We start from the raw sequence: 24,577 nt of genomic DNA, 5'->3' as shown, positions 1-24,577 counted from the left end.
TGGATTCAACCATCCCTCCTTTTATCTGCATTTTCTCGGGCGCGTTTCATGTGGATCGTCAACGTTGCGCTTAAACGGCCATACACGTTCATCGTGATGGCCATTCTGATCTTGCTGGCAACGCCGTTCGTGCTGATGACCACCCCGGTCGACGTGCTGCCGGAGATCAACATTCCGGTGGTCAGCATCATCTGGAGTTACACCGGTTTGTCGGCCGAAGACATGGCCAACCGTATTACCTCGGTCAACGAGCGCAGCCTGACCACGACCGTCAACGATATCGAGCACATCGAATCGCAGTCGCTCGCCGGCATCGCGATTCTGAAGATCTTCCTTCAACCTACCGCGAACATCCAGACGGCGATTGCGCAGACCGTGGCGGTGGAGCAGGCGCAGTTAAAGCAGATGCCGCCCGGCGCCACGCCGCCGCTCGTCATCAGCTATTCGGCGTCGAGTATCCCGGTGATCCAGCTCGGCCTGTCGAGCCCGAAGCTCTCCGAGCAATCGCTCAACGACACCGCGCTGAATTTCCTGCGTCCGCAACTGGTGACGATTCCGGGCGCGGCCGTGCCGTATCCATACGGCGGTAAATCGCGGCTGATTTCGGTCGACCTGGATACGCGCGCGTTGCTCGCGAAGGGCCTTACGCCGTCGGACGTGGTCAACGCGTTCAACGCGCAGAACCTGATTCTGCCGACCGGCACGGCCAAGATCGGGCCGAAGGAATACACGATCAATATGAACGGCTCGCCCGCCACGGTGGAGGGGCTGAACGACATTCCGGTGCGCACGCTGAACGGCGCGACCACCTATCTGCGCGAGGTCGCGCATGTACGCGACGGCTTCTCGCCGCAGACCAATATCGTGCGGCAGGACGGTCATCGCGGCGTGCTGATCTCGGTGCTCAAGAACGGCAGCGCGTCGACGCTATCGATCGTCAATACGTTGCGCGGATTGTTGCCGACCGCGCGCGCGTCGCTGCCGCCCGATCTGAACGTCACCGCGCTGTTCGACCAGTCGGTGTTCGTGAAGGCGGCGGTGCAGGGCGTGGTGCGTGAAGCGCTGGTCGCCGCCGCGTTGACCGCCGCGATGATCCTGCTGTTTCTCGGCAACTGGCGCAGCACCTGCATCATCGCGATCTCGATTCCGTTGTCGATCCTGTCTTCGCTGATCGCGCTGCATGCGCTCGGGCAGACCATCAACATCATGACGCTCGGCGGTCTCGCGCTCGCGGTCGGGATTCTGGTGGACGACGCGACGGTGACGATCGAGAACATCGAACGGCATCTGCACATGGGTACCAATCTGCACGATGCGATTCTCGACGGCGCGGGCGAAATCGCGATTCCAGCGCTGGTGTCCACGCTGTGTATCTGTATCGTGTTCGTGCCGATGTTCTTCCTGACCGGCGTCGCGCGCTATCTGTTCGTGCCGCTCGCGGAAGCGGTGGTGTTCGCGATGCTGGCCTCGTACGTGCTGTCGCGTACGCTCGTGCCGACCCTCGCGATGCTGTTGATGGGCCATGCGCACAAGCCGAAAGCGGGCGCGAAACCGAATCTGTTCATGCGTCTCTATCACCGCTTCGATCAGGGTTTCGAGCGCATGCGGGCCGGCTACATCATGATTCTGAGCAGCGTGCTGGTCCGGCGCGGCCGGTTCGGCGGCGTGTTTCTCGCGTTCTGCGTGGTCTCGATGGGACTCGTGTTCGTCCTGGGCGAAGACTTTTTCCCGAGCGTCGACGCGGGCGACATCCGTCTGCACATGCGTGCGCCGACCGGCACACGGATCGAGGAAACCGCGCGTCTCGCGGACCAGGTCGAGAAGACGATTCGCGAGGTCATTCCCGCGAAGGAGCTGGGCACGATTCTCGACAACCTCGGGCTGCCATATAGCGGTATCAACCTGTCGTACAGCAACGCGGGCACGATCGGTACGCTCGACGGCGAGATCCAGGTCGCGCTGAACGAAGACCACAAACCGTCGCAGACCTATATGGACCGCTTGCGGACGTTGTTGCCGCAACGTTTTCCGGGCACGGAGTTTTTCTTCCAGCCGGCCGACATCGTCACGCAGATTCTTAACTTCGGCTTGCCCGCCGCGGTGGACGTACAGATTTCCGGCGCGGACCAGCAGGGCAATTTCGACGTCGCGCGCAAACTGCTCAAGCAGGTGCGGATGATTCCGGGCACCGTGGACACCCACATCCAGCAGAAGCTGGACGAGCCGACCATCAATCTTCAGATGGATCGCACGCGTTTGCAGCAGTTGAACCTGAGCGCGAGCAACGTCGCGCAGAACGTGCTGATTTCGCTGTCGGGCAGCTCGCAGACGTCGCCGGGGTTCTGGTTCAACAACCGCAACGGCGTGGAGTACAGCGTCGCGGTGCAGACGCCGCAATACCAGGTGTCGTCGATCGACGAGCTGTTGCGCACGCCGGTGTCGGGTTCGGCGAACGGCCCGACGCAACTGCTCGGCAACCTCGTGCGGGTCGCGCCGCAAAGCGAATTCGCCGAGGTCACGCACTACAACATCCGCCCCGTGATCGATCTGTACGTGAGCGTCGAGCGGCGCGATCTGGGCAGCGTCGCGAGCCAGGTCGACAAGCTGGTCGAACAGGCGCGCGCATCGCTGCCGCGCGGCAGCCAGATCGTCGTACGCGGCCAGGTGCAGACCATGCGTAGCTCGTTCTTCGGTCTAGGTATTGGCGTGGCGATGGCGATCGTGTTGGTGTACCTGTTGATCGTGGTGAACTTCCAGTCGTGGGTCGATCCGCTGATCATCGTCAGCGCGCTGCCCGCGGCGCTGGCCGGCATCGTGTGGATGCTGTTCCTGACCGGCACGCATCTGAGCGTGCCCGCCCTGACCGGCGCGATCATGACGATGGGCGTGGCGACCGCCAACAGTATCCTGATGGTGGCGTTCGCGCGGCAACGGCTGTCGGCCGGCGCGCCGCCGCTCACCGCCGCGCTCGAAGCCGGCGCGAGCCGGATCCGTCCGGTGCTGATGACGGCCTTCGCGATGATCATCGGCATGATTCCGATGGCGCTCGGTCTCGGCGAAGGCGCCGAACAGAATGCGCCGCTCGGCCGCGCGGTGATCGGCGGTCTGCTGTTCGCGACCGTGTCCACGCTGTTCTTCGTGCCGGTGGTGTTCGCCGGTATCCACAGCCGGCTCGCGCGGCGCCACGGCGGCGGCGATGGTCCGGAGGGCGGCGCGGACCAGCCGGACGGACACGGCGGTGACGGCCCGGGCCATGGTCAAGCGAACGACCGAGGCGATCAAGGCAATCGCGACCACGACGGCGGTAACGACAACGGCAAACACCAGGGCAACGGCAAAGACCAGGGCAACGGCAAAGACCAGGGCAACGGCGCCGCGCCGGATCTCGGCGGCGCTGCGAAGCCCGCGTAAAGTTCAATGATGGCTGACTGACATGACTGAAAAAACCCATGCATCGCTAGCGATTCCCGCTCGAGAGACCGAAGGCGGGCACGCGTTGCCGCCGCGCCATCGCGAATGGAAGCGCGCCAAATTCGCCGTCTGGATCGTGCTCGCGCTGCTCGCCGTCGGCGCGCTGCGCACGGTGATCGCGGACGTGCTGCAAGGCCGCTCGGTGGACGAGACGACGAAGCAGAATGCCACCCAGTACGTGAACGTGGTGACGCCCACGCAGAGCGCGGGCAGCGGCAACGTCACGCTGTTGCCGGGCACCTTGCGCGGCAACGTGGAGTCGCCGATCTACGCGCGGTCCACCGGCTATCTGCTGCACTGGTACGCCGACATCGGCGCGAAGGTGAAGCAGGGTCAACTGCTGGCCGAACTCGACACGCCGGAAATCGATCAGGAACTGGCGCAGGCGCTCGCGCAACGTCAGCAGACCAGTTCGAGCCTCGGCCTCGCGAAAAGCTCGCTGGACCGCTGGCAGCAATTGCGTCAGCGCGACGCCGTTTCGCAACAGGAACTCGACGAGCGGCAGAGTACCTACACGCAGGATCTCGCCAATCTCGCCGCCGCCGATGCGAACGTGAAGCGCCTGCAACAGCTCGAATCGTTCAAGCGCATCGTCGCGCCGTTCACGGGCGTGGTCACGCAACGCAACGTCGATGTCGGCGACCTGATCGACGCGGGCAGCGGCACCAGCCGCGCGCTGTTCGCGCTCGCGCAATCGGACCCGCTGCGGGTCTACGTGCAACTGCCGCAGGCCTACGCGCAGAACGTGTCGGTCGGACAGAACGTGGTGGTCACCCAGGCGGAACTGCCGGGCCAGCCGTTCCACGGCACGATCACGCACATTTCCGGCGCGATCGACGTGCCCACGCGTTCATTGCAGATCGAAGTGACGCTGCCCAATCCCGACGACAAGCTGCGCCCCGGCGCCTACGTGCAGGTCGCGGTGCCGGCGGTGGCGCACGCGCAATTGATGGTGCCGGGCAATGCGCTGCTGTTCCGCGCCGAGGGCCCGCGGCTCGCGGTGGTGGACGCGCAGGGCAACGTGCAGTTGCGCAAGATCGTGATCGCGCAGGATCTCGGGCAGTCGCTCGAAATCGAAAGCGGGATCGAGGCGAACGACCGCGTGATCATCAACCCGAGCGATTCGATCGCGGACGGCGATCACGTCCAGGTCACGCAGCAGCAATCGCAGCCGCAGTCGCAACCGCAGCCGCAGTCGCAAGGCAACGCCAAGGGGGCGTCGTGAGGTACGTGGGCACATACCGCGCGATCGCCTCGGCCGCAGGCATGGCCTTGCTGGCCGCGTGCACGGTCGGACCCGACTACAGTCGTCCGCAGGCCGAGGTGCCGCCCACGTGGCAGACCGATTCGTACTGGCGCGTGGCCGAGCCGTCGCACGCGCCGCTCGCGCTGGACTGGTGGCGCACGTTCGACGACCCGGCGCTCGCCGAGCTGGAAGCCGATGCGCTCGCGCAGAACCAGACGCTGATCGCCGCCAGCGCGCATTACCAGCAGGCGCGAGCCACGCTCGCGAACACGCGCGCGCAGCAGATTCCCGAGGTCGACCTCGCGGCGTCCGGCTCGCGTTTCCGCATTTCGCAGGACCGGCCGCTGACCAACTACGCGGTGCCGACCGTGTCGACGGTGCAGAACAACGTGCAGCTCGGGCCGACGATCAACTACGACACCGATCTATTCGGCCGGATACGCCGCCAGGTGGAAGGCGCCGCGGCGTCCGCGCAGCAATCGGCGGACGATCTGGCGAACGCGCGGCTCGTGCTCACCACCGATCTCGCGACCGACTACTTTTCGCTGCGCGAACTCGACGCCGAAATCGACGTGCTGAACCAGTCGGTCAAGCTGCAACAGAAAGCGCTCGACTATGTGAGCTCCGAGCACGATCTCGGCTCGGTATCCGGGCTCGACGTGCTGCAGCAGAAGTCGCTGCTCGACTCGACGAAGGTGCAGGCGCAACTGCTGCTCAATCAGCGCGCGCAATACGAACATGCGATCGCCGCGCTGGTCGGCGTGCCCGCGCCGCAATTCTCGATCGCGCCGAAGGTGATCGCCGCGCAGGTGCCGGCCATCCCGCTCGGCTTGCCGAGCGACGTGTTGCAGCGCCGCCCCGACATCGCGTCGGCCGAACGCGCGATGGCCGCCGCGAATGCGCAGATCGGCGTGGCCAAGGCCGCGTTCTTCCCGAGCCTGACGCTGACGCCGAGCATCGGCTGGGAGGCGACCCAGTTCGCCAGCCTGCTGAGCGCGCCGACGCTGATGTGGACGCTCGGCGCGGCCGTCGGCCAGGTGGTGTTCGACGGCGGCCGCCGCGCCGCCAACGTGAAGTATGCGAGCGAAGGCTACAAGGCGACCGAGGCCAATTACCGGCAAACCGTGCTGACCGCGTTCCAGCAGGTGCAGGACGGCATCACCGGTCTATCGGTGCTGGACGGCGCGGCGAAGCAGTCGCACGAGGCGGTCACGGACGCGCAGCATCTGCTCTCGCTCGCCAACGACCGTTACTCGGGCGGCCTCGTCGCGTATCTTGACGTGATCACCGCGCAGCAGTCGTTGCTCACCAGCGAGCGTCAGGACGTGCAGATTCGTGGGCAGCAGATGACGCTGTCGGTGGCCCTGGTGAAAGCGTTGGGCGGCGGTTGGGATGCCGCCGCGCCGCTCGCGGGCAGCACGGCGACAGACGCGCCGGCAGGCACGCCGGCCCGGCCGGACCCGGCCATGCCGCGGGCAGCCTCGCCGGCTGCCGCGACAGCGACGACGCATTCCGAAGACGCACAGGAGGCCATGGCTCCCGCGCGGTGAGCCCGGCAGATCATGAACGAGCGGTACGTGGCAGAGGTCGGGCAGGCAATGCAGGGCGTTTCGTATAATGCACAGACAAGGGGACGCGCATGAAATTGCTGATTGTTGAAGACGAGCACAAGGTCGTGGACTACCTGCGCTCCGGTTTGACAGAGCAGGGCTGGGTCGTCGACGTCGCACTCGACGGCGAGGAAGGCATGCATCTCGCCACTGAATTCGACTACGACGTGATCGTGCTCGACGTGATGTTGCCCAAGCGCGACGGCTTCAGCGTGCTCAAGGCGCTGCGCATGCGCAAGTCGACGCCGGTCATCATGCTGACCGCGCGCGACCACGTGAACGACCGCGTGCGCGGCTTGCGCGAAGGCGCGGACGACTACCTGACCAAGCCGTTTTCGTTCCTCGAACTGGTCGAGCGTCTGCATGCGCTTGCGCGCCGCACGCGCTCGCAGGAGTCCACGCTGATCTCGGTCGGCGATCTGTTCGTCGATCTGATCGGCCGGCGCGCCACCCGCGACGGCGTGCGCCTCGACCTGACCGCGAAGGAGTTCCAGCTGCTCAGCGTGCTGGCGCGCCGGCAAGGCGACATTCTGTCGAAGACCGCGATTACCGAGCTCGTGTGGGATGTCAATTTCGACAGCCATACGAATGTCGTCGAGACGGCCATCAAGCGGCTGCGCGCGAAGCTCGACGGGCCGTTTCCGTCCAAGCTGCTGCACACGGTGCGCGGCATGGGCTACGTACTCGAAGTGCGCGAGGAGGCGGAGCAGACATGAACCGATCGATCGCCCGCCGGCTGGCGCTGATGTTCGCGCTGGTCGCGCTGTCCGTGTTCACGCTGGTGGGCACCGGGCTCTTCCTCGTATTGCGCACGCAACTCGAACACCATCTGCGCGAGTCGCTCGACGACCGCACGCAGATCGCCCGCATCATCGTCTATCACGCCGTGACGCCGGAAAAGTGGCGCATGTGCCGCGAAAAACTCACCGACATGACGCCGCACGATGGCAGCACCGTGTATTCGGTGTCGAGCGCCGACCCGTATTTCCAGTACGGCAAACCGGTCGAAGGCGCGGTCGTGAAGAGCTGGTCGGGCGGCTACGCGCGCGTGAAACAGGCGGGCGGTCCGCAGGACATGCTGACCTCCACGGTGACCATTCCGGCCAACGGTCCGCGGCCGCCGCTGCAATTGCAGGTGGCCGCGAGCTATTCGCCGAATATCCGCACCATGCGCGTGTTCGGTTCGGCGCTGGCCGCGTTGTCCGCGCTGGGCAGTCTCGCGGTGCTGCTGCTCAGTTATTCGGTCACGCGGCTGGGCCTCGCGCCGCTCACGCGTCTCACGCGCGATGCGTCCGCGGTGAGTCCGAACAATCGCTCGCAGCGTTTGAATACGGCCTCGCTGCCGCTTGAACTGAACGACCTTGCGTATTCGTTCAACGGCGCGCTCGAACGGCTCGACGGCGCATATGGGCGGCTCGAATCGTTCAACGCGGACGTGGCGCACGAACTGCGCACGCCGGTGACGATCCTGATCGGGCAAACCGAAGTGGCGTTGACGCGCAACCGTTCGGTGGACGATCTGCGCCACACGCTGCAATCGAATCTCGAAGAGTTCGAGCGGATGCGCGCGATCATCAACGACATGCTGTTCCTCGCCCGCGCCGATCAGGGCGAACGCGCGACCGGCTTGATCGAGGTGTCGCTCGCGGCGGAGGTCGAACACACGCTGGAGTTCCTCGAAATTCCGCTGGAGGAAGCACGCGTGCATGCCGAGCTGCGCGGCGATGCCCACGCGCGTGTGAACCGCTCGCTGTTCGGCCGCGCGTGCACGAATCTGCTGATGAACGCGATCCAGCATTGCGAGCCCGGCGCGAAGATCAGCGTGACGATCGCGCGCGACGACGATCAGGTCAGCATCGCGGTCGCGAATCCGGGCGAGCCGATCGCGCCCGATGTGCTGGAACATCTGTTCGACCGTTTCTATCGCGCGGAAGCGTCGCGCACGAATAGCCGCGAAAACCACGGGCTCGGTCTCGCGATCGTGAAGGCGATCGCGGAGATGCATCGCGGCAGCGTGTCGGCGCAAAGCGCGAACGGCATCAATACGTTCGTGTTTTCGATTGCGGCGTCGCAGGTCGATGCGGCGATGCCCGCGCCGCGCCCGCCTGCCAATGTGGCGGCAACCGGCGTGGCGAGCGTAGCGAATGCATCAAGCGCAACAAGCGCAACGAGCACAACCGGCGTGACCGAGGCGGCCGCCTATTCGTCGCTGGTGAAGGGCAAGTCCGCCTGAACCGGCCGGCGCGGTTTCGCCGCCTGCTCGCTGGCCGGCGTCAACGTGCTCACGCGCACGCCGAGCAGCCGCAGCTTGCGGTTCAACTGCACGCGCCGCAGGCACTCGGTCGCGGCGCGGCGGATCTCGGCGGCGTCGGCGGTCGGTTCGTCGAGCGTCAGATCGCGCGTGACCGTGCGGAAATCGTCGTAGCGCAGTTTGATGCCGACGGTCTTGCCCACGTAGCCCTTGCGCACCAGATCTTCCGCGACGCGCACGCACAGACCGGTGAACGAACTGGAGAGCGCGGGACGATCGTGACGCGGATGCAGATCGCGTTCGAAGGTCGTCTCGCGGCTCATCGACTTCGGCTCGGATTCGACCACCACGGGCCGCTCGTCGTGGCCTTGCGCGACCTGCATCAGCCACGCCGAATAGCTGCGCCCGAAATGATCCTGCAATAGACCCGCATCCGCGGCGGCCAGATCGCCGACGGTCGCGATGCCGAGCGACGTGAGTTTTTCGGCGGCCTTCGGGCCGATGCCGTTGACCTTGCGCACGGGCAGCGGCCAGACCCGCAACGCGATGTCCGCCGGGGTGAGGATCGTGAGGCCGTTCGGCTTGTCGAGTTCGGAGCCGATCTTCGCGAGCAGCTTGTTCGGCGCGACGCAGATCGAGCAGGTGAGGCCGGTGGCCTGATTGACCGCGTCCTTGATGCGCGCGGCGATGTCGCGCGGCTCGCCCGGCAGCTCGGTGAGGTCGATATAGATTTCGTCGATGCCGCGATCTTCGATGCGATCGGTGAACGTGGCGACCGCCGCCTTGAACATGCGCGAGTAGCGCCGGTACGAATCGAAGTCGGTGGGCAGCAGGAACGCGTCCGGCGCGAGCGCGGCGGCCTTCATCATGCCCATCGCGGAGAACACGCCGAGCGCGCGCGCTTCGTAGGTGGAGGTCGTCACCACGCCGCGCCCCGCGTATTCGCGCAGCCGCGCGAAGCGGCGGCTGCCGTCCGGGAGCGTTTCCGGTATCGCGTTGCGGCCGCCGCCGATCACCACCGCGTGCCCGCGCAGTTCCGGATAGCGCAGCAGTTCGACGGACGCGTAGAAAGCGTCCATGTCGAGATGCGCGATGCGGCGGCTGGCGGAGATCATGAGTGGTGGAGACGAAAGTCGTGCGACGGCGACGTGCCGTCAGTCAATCCGTCATGGTACCTTGCCGTCCCGCAAAACGCGCCCGCCGGTTGGGCGAGCCGGGTGCTCCCGCTGGACGTCCCCGCGGCGCCTGCCTAGTTGAAGCGGTAGCTCACACCGATCTGCACCACCGGGTACAGCTTGTAGCGTTCCACCTTGTTGCTGATGTTCTGCTCTTCCTGGTCGATGCTCGATTGCGTCGCGACCGTCGAATAGATGGCCGGCACGCTGTAGGTGCTGCGCGGACGTCCATAAGCGACGCCCAGATCGAGCGTCAGACCGAAGCCCTTCGAGACCGGTTTGTGTCCGTAGCCGATGCCGAGATACGGCATCACGCGCGGCAGCGTCACCGTGGTGGACGGCGCGCCGCCGACCGCCGGCACGAACTGGTCGCCGATCTTGTAGTTGCCCTGGGCGTTCGGCACGGCGTGGGCCGTGAGTTCGTCGTCGTTGATCAGCGCGCCGGCCGTCACGCGAAAGCCGCTCGACTTGAACGGGAAGAGGTCGGCATACAGGCCGCCTTGCAGCAGTTTCAGATGACCGTCGTATTGATTGCCGTCCACATTGAACGAATGCGACAGGCCGAAACCTTCGAATTCGGCGTGCACACCCGCCCACGAAGTCAGCGGCAGCGCCGCGCCGATGCCCGCGCCGAGCGTGCCGCCGTGCACGTAGACTTCCTGCCCGTGCGCCGCACCGGCGGCCAGGGTCATGCACGTCGCGGCCAGCGCCGCATATTTCAACTGTTTCACCAACGTCTCCAGACAAGGTTCGATTTCCGTGCTGGCGACTTTAAGGTTGGGTAATGCGTTTTGAATCGGTGAACAGCGGGGAAATGTGGCGGCTCTTCGCGCTCAAGTTTTAGCGCGTGCCGAAAGCGGAAATTATGACCTTATAAAGGGTGTCGCCACGGCGTCGAGCGGGGTCGTAAAAGAAAAATAGCCCTGTTTTACAGGGCTATTCCTACGACGAATCGATTTTCCGCGCGCGCTTGTCGCGGTGGTTGAGCATGCAACCACGTGCAACAACGCATGCATTGTCGCGCCGCTACAACTGCTACAACCGCTACAACCGCGACGGCGATCGAGTGTGCCGCTTACTGCTTGATGCCTTCGGCCTGGATATGCAGCGTGGTCTGCATCTTGAAGCCGTAAGCCTTGCCGAAGTCGATGCCGAAGTCGTCGCGATTGAACGTGGCGGTCGATTCCGTGCCGCAGACTTCACGCTTGAGCATCGGGTTCGTGAAGCACTTGAACGACTCGATCTTCAGGTTCACCGGCCTGGTGATGCCGTGCATCGTCAGCGAGCCGATCACTTCCACCGGCTTGTCGCCGTCGAAGCGGATCTGCGTGCCCTTGTACGTCGCGCTCGGATACTTCGCGGCGTCGAAGAACTTGTCCGTGACCAGTTCCGCGTCGAGCTTGTCGTTGCCGATGTCCACCGAGCTCATGTCGATCGTCACGTCGACCGTGCCGGTCTTTGCCGCGCGGTCGAGCACGACGGTGCCGCTGCTCTTCTTGAACTTGCCGCGCCACGTCGAGATGCCGCCGAAGTGGTCGGTTTCGAAACTCGGGTACGTGTGGGTCGGATCGAGTTGATACGTATCGGCGGCCATCGCGTTGAACGACAGGGCAGCGGCGAGCGCGCCCGCGGCGAGCAGAAAGGACTTCTTCAAGGTGTTCTCCAGGTGTCTGAAAGAGTAGCGGCGCTTCGGGTCGGTGAATTACTTCTTCGAAGCGACGAGGTGAAATTTGATGACGACTTCGTCGGCGACGACCGACGTGTCTTTCCATTCGCCGGTGCCCACGTCGAACTGCGAGCGCTTGATCGGCAGCGAGCCGTCGAAGGTTTGTGTCGCGCCCTGCGCGGCGATCGTGACGGGCACCACGACGATCTGCGATTTGCCCTTGATGGTGAGCTTGCCGGTGATCTTGTACAGGTTGCCGCCGGCCGGTGCGATCGCGCTCGACACGAAGGTCGCGGCCGGATACGTGGCGCTGTCGAACCACTCCTTGCCTTGCGCCTGCTTGTTGTAGTCGTCCGCGCCGAGGTCGTAGCTGGCGGTGTCGATCGACACGTTGGCGCTGCCGGCAGTCGGCTTCGCCGGATCGAAATTCAGTTGCGCGGAGAACTTCCTGAACTTGCCGTCGACCGGCACGTTCATCTGCTTCGTGGTGGCGACGACGCTGCTCTTGCTGGTGTCGACATCGGCCTGCGCAAGGCCGGCGCCGAACATGGTCACGGCAGCGGCGCCGGCGAGCACGGAGCGCAGCAGGGTGGAACGAACGGCGGCGGAACGAAGCGCGGCCCCGGTGGCGGAGTGATTGAAGTCGTTTTTCATGGTGGTACGCATCCTATCGAACCCGCGTGCGTCGATTGCGCACCGCTGGGAATTAAATTGCCAACAAGCCGTAGCCAATCGCGGCACGGTCATGACTTGAGGAACGGAATCATTCGCCCGAGCAGTCCGTCACGGTCGACGAACTGATGTTTGAGCGCGGCCAGCACGTGCATCGCGACGAGCGCCAGCAGCGTGTAATTGAGCAGCACATGGACCGTGCGCAGCGTTGCCTTGAGCGCCTGGTCCGGGCCGATGAACGTAGGCAGCGGCACGATGCCGAGATACACCACCTGAATGCCCGCGGCCGAGCTGTAGAAGTAGCCGGACAGCGGAATCGCCAGCATCAGCAGATACAGCAGGCCATGCACCAGATGCGCGGCAGCCTTCTGCCACAGGGGCGTCGCGTCGTCGAGCGGCGGCGCGCGATGGGTGGCGCGCCACAGCACGCGCAGCACCGCGAGCGCGAATACGGTGACGCCGATCCATTTGTGCCACGAGAAATACTTGAGCTTGGTCGGCGAGAAACCGTGGATGTCGGTCATGATCCAGCCGATATAGAAACCGCAGATCATCAGCGCCGCGATAAGCCAGTGCAATGCAATGGCGGCGCCGTGATAGCGGTTGGAATCCGAAGGACGGGCATTCATTCGTGGAGGCTCGATAAACGCGACGTGTCGCGTGACGTGTTGCAGGTGAATGCGGATGGTAGGCATGCCAATGAAACGTGACTAGCCGGGTAGGAGGGAACAGATTGTTGTCGTGGTGACGCTAATGGCCGTGGAATAAAACGGCGCGAATTTCGTTCAGGCGGGGTGGCGGGGCGGCGCTGTGTTAATTTGCCGGCTGCACCGCTGATGAGGATTCGATCGATGAACAGCACTGACCAGAATAAAGCGAGCCTGGGCGCGGATTTTCTGCGGCACGAGGCACCCCAGGAAACGCCAACGGATCGCATGGCGCCGGCCGCGACCGGAGTCGAAGGGTACATGGAGCACGATGCCGCCGTCTACCGCACGTTGCTCGAATCGACCCGGGCGATTCCGTGGAAGATCGACTGGGCCACCATGACCTTCGCGTACATCGGGCCGCAGATCGAGGCGCTGCTGGGCTGGGCGCCGTCGAGCTGGCAGACCGTGCAGGACTGGGCGGCGCGCATGCATCCGGAAGATCGCGACAAGGTGGTCGCGTTCTGTGTCGCGCAATCGCAGGCGGGCACCGATCACGAAGCCGACTACCGTGCGTTGACGAGCCGCGGCGACTACGTGTGGCTGCGCGACGTGGTGCACGTGGTGCGCGGCGCGGACGGCGAGGTCGAGGCGCTGGTCGGCTTCATGTTCGACATCAGCGAGCGCAAGAAGACCGAGGAAAAACTCGCCGCCTTGCAACGCGAACTCGAAGCGCTGTCGTACAAGGACGGGCTGACCGGGGTCGGCAATCGCCGCGAATTCGACGCGGTGCTGCAGCGCGAATGGAAAGCCGCGCAACGGCATGGCTCGCCGGTTTCGCTGATCATGGCCGACATCGATTTCTTCAAGTCGTACAACGACTACTACGGTCACGTGCAGGGCGACGAGTGTCTGAAGCGGGTTGCCGAAGTGTTGAGCGAAGCGGTACGGCCGGGCGATTTCGTCGGTCGTTTCGGCGGCGAGGAGTTCGTGCTGGTGCTGCCGAATACGGGTTCGGAGGCCGCGCGGCAAGTCGCCGAGCGCTGCCGCGACCGGCTCTGCGCCGCCGAAATCGCGCACGAGCGTTCGCCGTTCCGGCAAACGGTGACCGCGAGTTTCGGCGTGGGGTCGGTGATTCCACGCGAGTCGGACGACCCGGTCGCGTTCGTGAATCTGGTCGACACGCAACTGTACCTGGCCAAGGACAACGGGCGCGATTGCATCGCGGCGGTCAATCGCGTGAATCCGTAGAACGCGGCTCGGCGCCGTGCGGCCAGACATGATCTGGACCGGAACGGCCCGCGGCGGGTCTCCTGGGCATGAGGTTTGCTCGAACAGCGCCGGCAAGCCGGGGATCGCACCCGGCGCGAGACCAAAAACACGATCGATCCAACCGCCCCGGCCATCCACGACCGGGGCGGCTCGAAACACAAAACCTGGCAAAAGGTAAAAGGCGCCCGTTTTGAATTCCGTTTTTCTCTCCTGGGGTATCGCCGCGGTGGCGACGGCCGGCGTCATCACCCGTCCGTTCAAATGGCCCGAAGCGGTGTGGGCTGTCACCGGCGCCGTGCTGCTGGTCGCGCTGGGCCTGCTGCCGGTGAATCTGGCGCTGGTCGCGATCGGCAAGGGCACCGACGTCTATCTGTTCCTGTTCGGCATGATGCTGCTCTCGGAAGTGGGCCGCCGAGAAGGGTTGTTCGACTGGGTCGCGGTGCTGGCGGTGAATCACGCGCAGGGCTCGCCACGCAAGCTGTTCCTGCTGGTCTATCTGGTCGGCGTGGTGATCACCGCGTTTCTTTCCAACGATGCCACTGCGGTGGTGCTGACCCCCGCCGTCTTCGCCGCCGCGAAAAAAGCGAAGACCGAGCCGTTGCCGTTGCTGTTCGTGTGTGCGTTTATCGCCAACGCCGCCAGCTTCGTGCTGCCGATCTCGAATCCCGCCAACATCGTGCTGTACGGCAACCACACGCCCGCGCTCGGCGCGTGGCTGATGCGCTTCGCGCTGCCGTCGCTGCTGTCGATCGTCGCGACTTACCTGATGCTGCGCTGGAGCCAGCGTGACGCGCTGGGCGGCACCTGCGAGGCTAATCTGGCGCCGCTCGACCTGTCCGCGAGCGGCCGCGTGGCGCTGGCCGGCATCGCGGTGACGGCGGTCGCGCTGTTGACGGTGTCCGCGTTCGACGTTCCGCTCGGCCTGCCGACCGCGATACTCGGCGCGCTGACGGCGCTGGTGGTGCTGATCCAGGAGCGCAAATCGCCGCTGCCGATGATCCGCGAGATCTCGTGGAGCGTGCTGCCGCTGGTCGCCGCGCTGTTCGTGCTGGTCGAAACGCTCGACCATACCGGCGTGATCACCACGCTGGCCCGTCTGACGCGCGACGCGGCGCTGCGCAACGAACTGTCGACGGCGGGCTGGGCCGGCGCGGCGATCGCGTTCGGCAGCAATCTGATGAACAACCTGCCGGCCGGCCTGATCGCCAGTTCGACGGTGATGCAGGCGCACAGTCCCGCGCGCGTGATCGATGCGCTGCTGATCGGCGTGGACCTCGGGCCGAATCTGTCGATCACCGGTTCGCTCGCGACGATCCTCTGGCTCAATGCGATTCGCCGCGAAGGCGAGGACGTCGGCTTCATGAAGTTTCTGAAAGTGGGCGTGGTGGTGATGGTGCCCGCGCTGGTCCTCGCGCTCGGCGCGCGGATTCTGCTGGGCTGAGTTCGCGCGGCGCTTTGAGCACCGCTTGAGCACCGCTTGAAAAGCGCTTGAACTGCGCGGCCACAACGTTCGAGTCAAGCGGCCCCGGCGCGGGCCGCGGGTCGGGCCGCAAATCGCATCGCCGGCGATTCCTCAGTACAACGGGAATTCACCAGGCAATCTTCCGGCCGGCATGTTCTATGCTGAGTCAACGACCTTTTTTCAGCCGATCCGCAGCGGATCGAACGCCACGACAACGCACCCGGCGAATCGCCGCTCAGCGAAGCGTGGCGCGGCTTCGAGCGCTCATGACATAGCTCGACATGATTCTGAAATTGCCTTCAGGCGACGCGTGCCCAAGAATTCGGCCTGTCATTGAACGGATCGCGGCACAAGGCAGGCGACGCTCGATGATCCATTCAAGGAGTCGGTCATGAAAAAGCTGTTCGCCATCGTGTTGCTGTGCTGTGCCTCCACCGTCACGTTCGCTCAATCCGCCGCGCCGCAGGGTGTCAATCCGCAGCGCATGCAGCGTATGGAGCAACAACTGCAAACGCGTTTCGCGAACGCCAATACGACGCACGACGGCAAGCTCACCCGCGATCAGGCGGCCGCCGGCATGCCGCGCGTCGCGCAGCACTTCGACGAAATCGATACGCAGAAAGCGGGCTACGTGACGCTGCCGCAGATCGAGGCGTTCATGCAGCAACGCGCGGCAGCGCACTGAGCCGGGTCAGCGGTTTCGCCGAACCTTCAGACGTTGCGTGACGAATCCCACGTGCGATGAAACTCGCCACCGTACCCCGCCCGAGCGTTGGCCGCGCTTCGCCGATCATGGCGATGTGCGTGGCGGCGAGCGTGGCGCGGATCGTAGCCCTGGGCGTATCGGTCTGCGTGACGCTGAGCGCCTGCACCAGCGTCGGTCCCGATTTCAGACAGCCGGACGTGACGCTCGAAGACCAATGGCTCGAAAGTCTGCCGCGCGCTGCGCAAAGCGCGCCCGCCGCGCAGGCCGCCTGGTGGACCGCGTTCGACGACCCTGTGCTGAGCGCGCTCGAAGCGCGCGCGGTTCAGCGCAATCTGTCGGTGCAGGTGGCCGGCTTGCATATCTTCAAGGCGCGCGCGCAACTCGCGACCAGCGAGGACAATCTGCTGCCGCAATCGGGCAGCGTGTCGGCGGGCGCCGACCATATCAACACGAGCGGCGTCGGTCCGTTGCCGCCGACGCATCTGTGGGCCGAGCATCTGCGGGTCAACGCCGGTTGGGAAATCGATTTCTGGGGCAAGTACCGGCGGCAGATCGAATCGGACCGTGCGCAATTGCGCGCGTCGGAAGCCGCGTACGACAACGCGCTGGTGTCGCTATTCGGCGATGTCGCCAACGCCTATATCGATCTGCGCACGCTCGATCAGCGCATCGTGGTGGCGCAACAGAACCTCCAGTCGGTGCAACGGAGCCTCGCATTGACGCAGTCGCGCTACAAGCATGGCGCGGCGACGCAACTCGATGTCGAGCAGGCGGCCACCCTGGTCGCCGAAACCGAGGCGCAGATTCCGCCGCTCGTGAAGGCGCGCGCGCAGGATCGCGACACGCTCGCCGTGCTGCTTGCCGACCGGCCCGCCGATATCGACGCGCAATTGCAGGGCAGCACGGCGATTCCGGTCGCGCCGACGCAGATCGACGTGGGCATTCCCGCCGATCTGCTGCGGCGCCGTCCCGACGTGCGCCAGGCGGCGCTCAACGCGGCCGCGCAATCGGCGTTGATCGGCGCGGCCAAGGCGAAGCTGTATCCGTCGTTGTCGCTGACGGGCCTGTTCGGTTTGTCGTCGGGCGAGCAGCATGGGATCGGGTTGACGCAATGGGGCAGCAAGACCATCGGTCTGTTTTCCGCGGGCATCACGGTGCCGATTCTTGATCGCGCGCAACTGAAGAACGCGGTGCGGGCGCAGGACGCGGCCTTCCAGGAAGCGGTGTTCGACTATCAGAGCACCGTGCTGCAAGCACAGAAGGAAGTGGAAGACGCAATCGCCGCGCTGCGCACGTCGCTCGATGCGCTGGCCGCGTCGGTGCGCGCGGCGGATGCATCGCAGCGCGCGCTGCGGCTCGCGAATGCGCAGTATCGCGCGGGCTCGATCACCTACGACCCGGTGCTGGACGCGTCGCGCTCGGCGCTGCGCGACGGCGATGCACTCGCGCAGAACCAGGGGCTTGCGGCGCTCGCGGCGGTGTCGCTGTATCGCGCGCTGGGCGGCGGGTGGGAGGTGGCACAGGGTCAGCAGGTGGTCAGCGAACAGATTGCCGCGCAGATGGCGCGGCGCACGGATTGGGGGCATCTGGTGAATCCGCCCGCGCATTCCACGCTAGCGCGGGCGAACGTCACGCAGCCTGAGAACGGGAAATAACGACATGGCGAATCGATGCGAAGACAACGAGTGCGAGGGGGAGCTTAAAGTGACGCCGAAAGTGACGTCGAAAGTGACGTCGAAAGGGACATCGAAAGCGCGGGCACGCCGTGCGTCGTTTGCGGCGAGATTTATCCCTGCACCGCTCGCCCTTTTCACGCCGATGCTGGTGCTGAGCTTCGCGGTGGCATCGACGGCTTGCCGCGACGGCAACGCCCCCGCCGCGCAAAACGCACAGCGCGCACCAAACGCCGCCTTGCCTCACGTCACCGTGAGCCGTCCCGTGCCGCGCGAAGTCCGCGAGCAGCTCGATCTGAGCGGCACCGTCGCGCCGTCCGCCACCGTCACGCTGGTCGCGCGCGTGCAAGGCGTGCTGCAGCAGATCGGTTTCACCGACGGCGCGTTCGTCAAGCAAGGCCAGGTGCTGTTCCGTATCGAGCCGGATTCGTACCGCGCGCAACTCGTCTACGACCAGGCCGCGCTCGTCAATGCCGATCAGGAATTGACGCGCCAGAAACAGCTCACCGCCGAGAACGCCACCTCCGAATCGTCGTTGCAGAAAGCGCAGACCACGCGCGATCAGGCGCTCGCCAAACGCGACATGTCGCGCATCAACCTCGGCTATACGGAGATCCGCGCGCCGTTCGCGGGCCGCATCGGCGCGCGCGCATTCGACGTCGGCAATCTGGTGGGCGGCGGCGACGCCACCAAGCTCGCCACGCTGGACCGCATCCAGCCGGTGTACGTGAATTTCACGCTGAACGAACGCGACGCGAACCGTATCGGGCTTTTCACGCAAGCGCCCCGCACGGTGCGCGTGAATGTGCTGGGCGCGCCGGCCGCGCAGGGCGAGGATGCCGCGCTGGAATTCGTCGATACCCGCATCGATCCGGCCAGCGGCGCGCTGAAGCTGCGCGCCGACATCGCCAATCGGGACGCGCATCTGATCCCCGGCATGTCGGTCGAGGTGCATATTCCGGCGGGCGCGCCGCAGCATGTGCTGCTGGTGCCGGATACCGCGCTGCTGCGCGAGCAGGCCGGCGCGTCCGTGCTGATCGTGAACGGCGCGGGCGTGATCGAGAAACGCGCGGTGCAGACGGGCGGTCTGCATGGATCGCTGCGGGCCGTCACCGCCGGGCTGAATGCGAACGACCAGGTCGTGACGGGCGGCGCGCTGGCGGTCGCGCCCGGTACGCGCGTGCAGGTGGACACGGCCGTTGCCGACGCGCAGGGCCGCTCATGATCCGCTTCTTCGTCGAGCGACCGGTCTTTGCCAATGTGATCGCGCTGATCGTGATGCTGCTCGGCGGCGTCGCGTTGATCAATCTGCCGATCGCGCAGTATCCGCCGATCACGCCGCCCACCGTGCAGGTGGTCGCGCGGTTTCCCGGCGCGAGCGCGGCGACGGTGATCGACCGCGTGGCGCTGCCGATCGAAACCCAGGTCAACGGCGTGGAGAACGCGCTCTACATGCAGTCGACCAGCACCAACGACGGCACTTACACGCTTACCGTCACCTTCGCCGTCGGCACCGATGTCGACAAGGCGCAGGTGCTGGTGCAGAACCGCGTGTCGGCCGCGACCGCGCAGTTGCCGCAAGCGGTGCAGCAGCAGGGCGTCACGGTCCGCAAACGCTCCACCGCGATCCTGCAGCTCTACACGCTGGAATCGCCGAACCCGAAGTACGACTCGCTGTTTCTCAGCAACTACGCGGTGATCTCGCTGCGCGATACGCTCGCGCGTTTGCCCGGTGTCGGCGACGTGACCGTGTTCGGCACCGGCCAGTACAGCATGCGTGTATGGCTCGATCCGCAGAAACTCAGCGAACGCGGCCTGAGCGCCGCCGACGTGATGCAGGCGATCCAGAGCCAGAGCCGCGATGTCAGCGCGGGCCAGTTGGGTTCGGAGCCGAACGCGGGCGGGGCCGCGTTCCAGCTCACGGTGACCCTGCAAGGCGCGCTCGCCGATCCGCGCGAGTTCGACGACATCATCGTCAAGGCCGCGCCGGACGACGGCGGTCATTTCGTGCGCATCCGCGACGTCGGTCATACCGAACTCGGCTCGTCGAGCTACGGACAGTTCTTCAATCTCGACGGCAAACCGGCGGCGGGCATCGCCATCTATCAATTGCCCGAGGCGAACGCACTGGAGGTCGGCAACGCGGTGAAGGCGACCATGGCGCGGCTCGCGAAGAACATGCCGCAAGGCGTCAGCTATCAGCTGCCGTTCGACACCACCACCTTCGTGCGCCAGTCGGTGCTCGACGTCTACAAGACGCTGTTCGAGGCGGCCTTGCTGGTGCTCGCGGTGATCCTGCTGTTTCTGCAGAACTGGCGGGCGATGCTGGTGCCCGCCACGACCATTCCGGTGACGATCGTCGGCACGTTCGGCGCGATCTATCTGCTCGGTTTCTCGATCAACCTGCTGACGCTGTTCGCGATCGTGCTGGCGATCGGCATCGTGGTGGACGACGCGATCGTGGTGGTCGAAGGCATCACGCAGCACATCGAGCAGAGCAAGACGCCGAAGCAGGCCGCGATCGACGCGATGCACGAACTGCTCGGCCCGATCGTCGGCATCACGCTGGTGCTGATCTCGGTGTTCCTGCCGTCGGCGTTTCTCGGCGGCGTGACGGGGCAGATGTACCGGCAGTTCGCGTTGGTGGTGGTCGCCACCACGGTCATCAGCGCGATCAACGCAGTCACGCTCAAGCCCGTGCAGAGCGCGCGCTGGCTGCGGCCGAACAAGCCCGGTAAGCCCGGCAAGCACGGCAAAGAGGGCAGACCGAACATCGTGTATCGCGTGTTCGATCGCGGTTATGCGCGGGTCGAACAGGGCTATGTGCGAGTGGTCGCATGGTTCGTCGCGCGCAGCCGGCTCGCGCTCGCGATGGCGCTCGTGCTCGGCGCGGCGTCGGCGTTTCTGCTGACGCGCATTCCCACCAGCTTCATTCCGCTCGAAGACCAGGGTTACATGCTGATCGCCGCGCAGCTCGCGGACGCGGCGTCGCTCGGCCGCACGCGCGAGGCGGCCACGCAGATCGAACGGCGCATCGGCGCGATTCCCGGCGTGAACCACGTGGTGTCGATCGGCGGGATTTCGCCGCTGGATAACAACGCGTCGTTGCCGAACGCCGCGCTGATCTACGTGACGCTCGACGACTGGAGCCAACGCGGCAAGGGCGAAGACCTGCGCTCGCTCTATCTGCGCATGAACGACGAACTCGCGAAACTGCCCGACGTGCGTTCCGTGGTGATCGTGCCGCCGCCGATCCAGGGCCTCGGCAACAGCGGCGGCGTGCAGATGCAGGTGATGCTGACCGACGGCTCGCAAAACTACCGTCGCCTGCAGGACGCGACCGACGCGCTGATCGCCGGCGTATCGAAACGCCCCGAATTGCAGCGCGTGTTCAGCCCGTTCCGCGCGTCGGCGCCGACGGTCGAGCTGACGCTGGACCGCGCCAAGGCCGAGTCGCTGCAGGTGCCGGTCGGCAATGTGTTCGATCTGTTGCAGGACTATGTGGGGTCGAGCTACGTGAATCAGTTCACCACGTTCAACCATACGTTCCCGGTCTTCGTGCAGGCCGATGGCGCGTTCCGCCGCGATACCGACGACCTGCGCCGCCTGCAGATCCGCAGCGACAGCGGCCACATGGTCGAGCTGGGCACTTTCATCGACGCGCGCACGAGCGTCGGGCCGGCCGTGGCGGCGCTTTACAACCTGCAGCCGGCCGCCGCCATCAACGGCAATCCGGCCAACGGCTACAGCACCGGCGATGCGATCGCGGCATTCGAACAGGAAGCCGCGCGGATTCTGCCGGCCGGCGTCGGCTACGAATGGACCGCGATGTCGTATCAGGAGAAGCTGGTCGGCAATTCCGCGTACTGGGTGTTCGCGGTCGGCGTGCTGCTGGTGTTCTGCGTGCTGGCCGCGCAATACGAGAGCTGGCTCCTGCCGCTCGCGGTGGTGCTGGCCGTGCCGCTCGCGCTGCTCGGCACGGCGGGCACGCTCGCGGCGCTCGGCGCTGCCAACAATCTGTACACGCAGATCGGCCTCGTGCTGCTGATCGCGCTGTCGGCGAAGAACGCGATTCTGATCGTCGAGTTCGCGCGGCATCTGCGCACGCAGGGCGTGGACATCGCCGAGGCCGCGGTGGAGGCGGCGCGGCTGCGCTTCCGGCCGATCATGATGACGTCGTTCGCGTTTATTCTGGGCGTGGTGCCGCTGGTGATCGCCACCGGCGCGAGCGCGAGCGCGCGACGCTCGCTCGGCATCGCGGTGTTCTCGGGGATGCTCGCCTCGACCTGCATCGCCGTGCTGTTCATTCCGTCGTTCTACGTGCTGCTGCAACGCGTGGCCGAACGGCATGCGGCGCGCCGCACGCCGCCCGACGCGTAAACCGAGGAGCCTTCGCATGGACCGCCCCGCCAAAATTATCGTGCTCGACGACGAAGCCGAACTGCGCAACATGCTGCAACGGTTTCTGCGCGGCAACGGTTTCGACGTGCGCGTCGCGGAAGACAGCAAACGGCTCGACCGCTATCTGGAGCGCGAACCCTTCGACCTGCTGGTGCTCGATCTGATGATCGGCGAAGAGGACGGCCTGCAGATCTGCGCGCGTTTGCGCGAGCAGGGCCAGACCTTGCCGATCCTGATGCTGACCGCGAAGGGCGATCCGCTCGACCGGGTGGTGGGTCTCGAAACCGGCGCCGACGATTACCTCGCCAAACCGTTTCTGCCGCGCGAACTGGTGGCGCGCATCAATGCGCTGCTGCGCCGTCAGAAGATGGCCTCCGGCGACGTCACGGTGACCTCCCAGCGGGTGCGCTTCGGCGCATTCGCGCTCGATGTCGGCAAGCAGCAACTCTCGCGCGGGGACGAATTGCTGGAGATCCATTCGGCGCAGATGCTGCTGCTGGTCGCGCTGGCCTCGTCGCCGAACCGGCCGGTGAGCCGCGACAATCTGCTCGCGCGCGCTCGCGGGCGCGAGCACGACGCGCTCGACCGCAGCATCGACGTGCAGGTGCTGCGGCTACGGCAGATCGTCGAGGACGATCCGTCCAAGCCGCGCTTCATCAAGACGGTGTGGGGTGTCGGCTACATGCTGGCAGCGGACGTCGAATCATGACGCGCCCGCCGCTGCGCTGGTTCCCGCACACGCTGCTCGCCCGCAACATCGCGTTGCTGATCGCGCTCGTGATGCTGAGCCAGATCTGCGCGATCGTCGTGCTGCTGCATTACGTGCAGCGGCCGCGTGTCGAGCGCGCGGCCGCCGTCTTCGCCAACTACGTGATGACGCTCGACGACCTGCTTGCGGTCACCCAGCCCGACGCGCGCGCGACTTTGCTGGCGCGCCTCCACGGGCATGCGCAACTGCCCGCCGAGGCCGGCATCAGGCCGCCGCCGAATCTGCTGCGCGCCTACCGCACCTATCAGCTCGGTGTGTTTCTCGACAGCCTGCGTGCGCATCTTCCCGCCGATATGCCGGTGCATTGGCAGGCGGTCGGCGGTGAGCGCTTGTGGATTCGTCTGCACGTGTCGGCGCAGGCGTCGGACACGCCGTCGTGGATCGCGCTGCCGATTCCGGAAGATGCACAGGGCAAGGGGCTCGACGCGGCCATCCTGCTGTCGCTCGCGCTGGCCGCGCTGGCGGCGCTGACGGGCTACGCGATCCAGCGCCACCTGAACCAGCCGCTTCAGCAACTGACGCGGGCGGCGCGCCGCGTGAGCGCCGGCGAGATGCCCGCGCCGCTGCCCACCGACGGTCCCACCGAAATCGCCGCCGTGAGTCACGCCTTCAACCAGATGACGCAGACGCTGCAACAGGCCGAGGCGACCCGCGCGCTGATGCTGGCCGGCATCTCGCACGACATCCGCACGCCGTTGACCAAGCTGCGCCTGTCGATGGCGATGGCGATGCCGCACGGCAGCGACAGCAGCTTCGTGATCGCCGCCGAATCGTATCTCGACCAGATCGAGACGATCCTTCAGCAATTCATGGATTACGCGGGCAGCGGCGAGCGCGAGGCCGCCGAGCCCGGCGATCTGAACGCGTTGATCGAACGGCTGGCCGGCGATTTCGCGGGGCTTGGGCATGAGTTCGCGTTGTCGCTGGCGGCGTTGCCGCCTGTCGCGTTCCGGCCGATCAGCATGATGCGGCTGTTGATGAACCTGATGCAGAACGCGATCGTGTATGGCGGCAGCGGACTCGCGGTGCGGACCTGGGCGACGCTGGAGGCGGTGTACGTGGCAGTCGGCGATCGCGGCAAGGGCTTGTCGGCGCACGAACTGGAGCAACTGAAGGCGCCGTTTCAGCGCGGCGCCAATGCACGCGCGCACAGCGGCGGCACCGGGCTCGGTCTGGCGATCGTCGAGCGGATCGCGCGGCTGCATCACGGCAGCCTGCAGTTTCACGCGCGCGAGGGAGGCGGGCTGGAGGTGTGGGTGGTGTTGCCGGTACCGGCGGTATCGGTGGTATCGGTGGTATCGGCGACGCCAACCGGCACATCGGCAGCGACCGGCACGGCGCGCTAGTCGAGTCCGATCCGGTTGCCGCCGATGTTCAACCCCACCAGGCCCAGGCCGATCGCGGTGGCCGCGCGGGCGAACCAGACCTGGAAATCCGGCGAGATGTCGAAGGTATTGAAGGCCTGAATAAGGCAATAGCAGCCCAGACCGATCGAGGCGATACCGAGAATGATGACGGCGCCGAAGACGCCTTTTTTGCTTGATATGTCAGCCATT

General features: G+C 65.6%; 19 protein-coding genes. 13 read left to right on the top strand and 6 right to left on the bottom strand.

Annotation, left to right across the window (positions count from 1 at the left end):
- The first annotated feature begins 48 nt into the window (after positions 1-48).
- The 5 genes from LFL96_RS22450 to LFL96_RS22430 all read left to right on the top strand — a co-directional run bounded on the left by LFL96_RS22450 (position 49) and on the right by LFL96_RS22430 (position 8,560).
- Entirely contained in the window at positions 49-3,411 is a 3,363-nt protein-coding gene (locus LFL96_RS22450) for an efflux RND transporter permease subunit (RefSeq protein ID WP_281002899.1), read from the top strand.
- 22 nt (positions 3,412-3,433) lie between these two features.
- A complete protein-coding gene (locus LFL96_RS22445) occupies positions 3,434-4,696 on the top strand; it encodes an efflux RND transporter periplasmic adaptor subunit (protein WP_281002898.1) in 1,263 nt (420 codons plus the stop codon).
- Positions 4,697-4,737: 41 nt separating this feature from the next.
- On the top strand, positions 4,738-6,267 hold the full coding sequence (locus LFL96_RS22440) for an efflux transporter outer membrane subunit (RefSeq protein ID WP_281003833.1): 1,530 nt from the start codon (positions 4,738-4,740) through the stop codon (positions 6,265-6,267).
- 89 nt (positions 6,268-6,356) lie between these two features.
- Positions 6,357-7,043 carry a heavy metal response regulator transcription factor gene (locus LFL96_RS22435; protein ID WP_028200263.1) on the top strand — a complete coding sequence of 229 codons (687 nt, stop codon included), beginning with the start codon at positions 6,357-6,359 and terminating at the stop codon, positions 7,041-7,043.
- A complete protein-coding gene (locus tag LFL96_RS22430; RefSeq protein ID WP_281002897.1) occupies positions 7,040-8,560 on the top strand; it encodes a heavy metal sensor histidine kinase in 1,521 nt (506 codons plus the stop codon). The genes LFL96_RS22435 and LFL96_RS22430 overlap by 4 nt, the downstream gene beginning before the upstream one ends.
- Here the strand turns inward: LFL96_RS22430 and dinB are convergent.
- From dinB to LFL96_RS22405, 5 genes are all read right to left on the bottom strand, one after another.
- Positions 8,527-9,693, bottom strand: coding sequence for a DNA polymerase IV (dinB, locus tag LFL96_RS22425; protein WP_281002896.1), 1,167 nt, complete (start codon positions 9,691-9,693; stop codon positions 8,527-8,529). The genes LFL96_RS22430 and dinB overlap by 34 nt on opposite strands.
- A gap of 134 nt (positions 9,694-9,827) precedes the next feature.
- Positions 9,828-10,445: a hypothetical protein gene (locus tag LFL96_RS22420; RefSeq protein ID WP_281003832.1), complete on the bottom strand. Its 618-nt coding sequence runs from the start codon at positions 10,443-10,445 to the stop codon at positions 9,828-9,830.
- 383 nt (positions 10,446-10,828) lie between these two features.
- Positions 10,829-11,407 (bottom strand): YceI family protein, encoded by a 579-nt coding sequence (locus tag LFL96_RS22415; RefSeq protein ID WP_281002895.1) that lies wholly within the window; start codon positions 11,405-11,407, stop codon positions 10,829-10,831.
- Positions 11,408-11,455: 48 nt separating this feature from the next.
- A complete protein-coding gene (locus LFL96_RS22410; RefSeq protein WP_281003831.1) occupies positions 11,456-11,968 on the bottom strand; it encodes a YceI family protein in 513 nt (170 codons plus the stop codon).
- A 194-nt stretch (positions 11,969-12,162) separates the two neighbouring features.
- Entirely contained in the window at positions 12,163-12,720 is a 558-nt protein-coding gene (locus tag LFL96_RS22405; protein WP_281002894.1) for a cytochrome b, read from the bottom strand.
- Positions 12,721-12,942: 222 nt separating this feature from the next.
- Here LFL96_RS22405 and LFL96_RS22400 point away from each other — a divergent pair, with 222 nt between their 5' ends.
- The 8 genes from LFL96_RS22400 to LFL96_RS22365 all read left to right on the top strand — a co-directional run bounded on the left by LFL96_RS22400 (position 12,943) and on the right by LFL96_RS22365 (position 24,367).
- Positions 12,943-13,989, top strand: a complete 1,047-nt coding sequence (locus tag LFL96_RS22400) for a sensor domain-containing diguanylate cyclase (protein ID WP_281002893.1) — start codon at positions 12,943-12,945, stop codon at positions 13,987-13,989.
- 211 nt (positions 13,990-14,200) lie between these two features.
- Positions 14,201-15,451, top strand: a complete 1,251-nt coding sequence (locus LFL96_RS22395) for an arsenic transporter (protein WP_281002892.1) — start codon at positions 14,201-14,203, stop codon at positions 15,449-15,451.
- A 412-nt stretch (positions 15,452-15,863) separates the two neighbouring features.
- The gene (locus tag LFL96_RS22390) at positions 15,864-16,157 is read left to right on the top strand and encodes an EF-hand domain-containing protein (RefSeq protein WP_281002891.1); all 294 of its coding nucleotides are present in this window, start codon (positions 15,864-15,866) and stop codon (positions 16,155-16,157) included.
- A 56-nt stretch (positions 16,158-16,213) separates the two neighbouring features.
- On the top strand, positions 16,214-17,833 hold the full coding sequence (locus LFL96_RS22385) for an efflux transporter outer membrane subunit (RefSeq protein WP_281002889.1): 1,620 nt from the start codon (positions 16,214-16,216) through the stop codon (positions 17,831-17,833).
- A gap of 49 nt (positions 17,834-17,882) precedes the next feature.
- Positions 17,883-19,076, top strand: a complete 1,194-nt coding sequence (locus LFL96_RS22380) for an efflux RND transporter periplasmic adaptor subunit (protein ID WP_281002888.1) — start codon at positions 17,883-17,885, stop codon at positions 19,074-19,076.
- Positions 19,073-22,231, top strand: a complete 3,159-nt coding sequence (locus LFL96_RS22375) for an efflux RND transporter permease subunit (protein WP_281002887.1) — start codon at positions 19,073-19,075, stop codon at positions 22,229-22,231. Before LFL96_RS22380 ends, LFL96_RS22375 begins: the two co-directional genes overlap by 4 nt.
- A gap of 16 nt (positions 22,232-22,247) precedes the next feature.
- A complete protein-coding gene (locus tag LFL96_RS22370) occupies positions 22,248-22,961 on the top strand; it encodes a response regulator (RefSeq protein ID WP_281002886.1) in 714 nt (237 codons plus the stop codon).
- Positions 22,958-24,367, top strand: a complete 1,410-nt coding sequence (locus LFL96_RS22365; RefSeq protein ID WP_281002885.1) for an ATP-binding protein — start codon at positions 22,958-22,960, stop codon at positions 24,365-24,367. The genes LFL96_RS22370 and LFL96_RS22365 overlap by 4 nt, the downstream gene beginning before the upstream one ends.
- Here LFL96_RS22365 and LFL96_RS22360 read toward each other — a convergent pair.
- Positions 24,364-24,576 carry a hypothetical protein gene (locus LFL96_RS22360; protein WP_281002884.1) on the bottom strand — a complete coding sequence of 71 codons (213 nt, stop codon included), beginning with the start codon at positions 24,574-24,576 and terminating at the stop codon, positions 24,364-24,366. The genes LFL96_RS22365 and LFL96_RS22360 overlap by 4 nt on opposite strands.
- Between the last annotated feature and the right edge of the window lies 1 nt (position 24,577).

Source organism: Paraburkholderia sp. D15, assembly GCF_029910215.1.
Lineage (GTDB): Bacteria > Pseudomonadota > Gammaproteobacteria > Burkholderiales > Burkholderiaceae > Paraburkholderia.
The sequence above is the reverse complement of the archived record's forward strand: the minus strand, read 5'-3'. Positions and strand labels throughout refer to the sequence as shown.

What these genes read in the sequence shown, in the direction of transcription:
- LFL96_RS22435 (WP_028200263.1), top strand. Translation starts at nt 6,357, where the DNA reads ATGAAATTGCTGATTGTTGAAGACGAGCACAAGGTCGTGGACTACCTG.
- LFL96_RS22420 (WP_281003832.1), bottom strand. Translation starts at nt 10,445, where the DNA reads ATGACCCTGGCCGCCGGTGCGGCGCACGGGCAGGAAGTCTACGTGCAC.
- LFL96_RS22400 (WP_281002893.1), top strand. Translation starts at nt 12,943, where the DNA reads ATGAACAGCACTGACCAGAATAAAGCGAGCCTGGGCGCGGATTTTCTG.
- LFL96_RS22365 (WP_281002885.1), top strand. Translation starts at nt 22,958, where the DNA reads ATGACGCGCCCGCCGCTGCGCTGGTTCCCGCACACGCTGCTCGCCCGC.
- LFL96_RS22445 (WP_281002898.1), top strand. Translation starts at nt 3,434, where the DNA reads ATGACTGAAAAAACCCATGCATCGCTAGCGATTCCCGCTCGAGAGACC.
- LFL96_RS22430 (WP_281002897.1), top strand. Translation starts at nt 7,040, where the DNA reads ATGAACCGATCGATCGCCCGCCGGCTGGCGCTGATGTTCGCGCTGGTC.
- LFL96_RS22360 (WP_281002884.1), bottom strand. Translation starts at nt 24,576, where the DNA reads ATGGCTGACATATCAAGCAAAAAAGGCGTCTTCGGCGCCGTCATCATT.
- LFL96_RS22390 (WP_281002891.1), top strand. Translation starts at nt 15,864, where the DNA reads ATGAAAAAGCTGTTCGCCATCGTGTTGCTGTGCTGTGCCTCCACCGTC.
- LFL96_RS22405 (WP_281002894.1), bottom strand. Translation starts at nt 12,720, where the DNA reads ATGAATGCCCGTCCTTCGGATTCCAACCGCTATCACGGCGCCGCCATT.
- LFL96_RS22410 (WP_281003831.1), bottom strand. Translation starts at nt 11,968, where the DNA reads ATGTTCGGCGCCGGCCTTGCGCAGGCCGATGTCGACACCAGCAAGAGC.
- LFL96_RS22375 (WP_281002887.1), top strand. Translation starts at nt 19,073, where the DNA reads ATGATCCGCTTCTTCGTCGAGCGACCGGTCTTTGCCAATGTGATCGCG.
- LFL96_RS22370 (WP_281002886.1), top strand. Translation starts at nt 22,248, where the DNA reads ATGGACCGCCCCGCCAAAATTATCGTGCTCGACGACGAAGCCGAACTG.
- LFL96_RS22440 (WP_281003833.1), top strand. Translation starts at nt 4,738, where the DNA reads ATGGCCTTGCTGGCCGCGTGCACGGTCGGACCCGACTACAGTCGTCCG.
- LFL96_RS22385 (WP_281002889.1), top strand. Translation starts at nt 16,214, where the DNA reads ATGAAACTCGCCACCGTACCCCGCCCGAGCGTTGGCCGCGCTTCGCCG.
- dinB (WP_281002896.1), bottom strand. Translation starts at nt 9,693, where the DNA reads ATGATCTCCGCCAGCCGCCGCATCGCGCATCTCGACATGGACGCTTTC.
- LFL96_RS22450 (WP_281002899.1), top strand. Translation starts at nt 49, where the DNA reads ATGTGGATCGTCAACGTTGCGCTTAAACGGCCATACACGTTCATCGTG.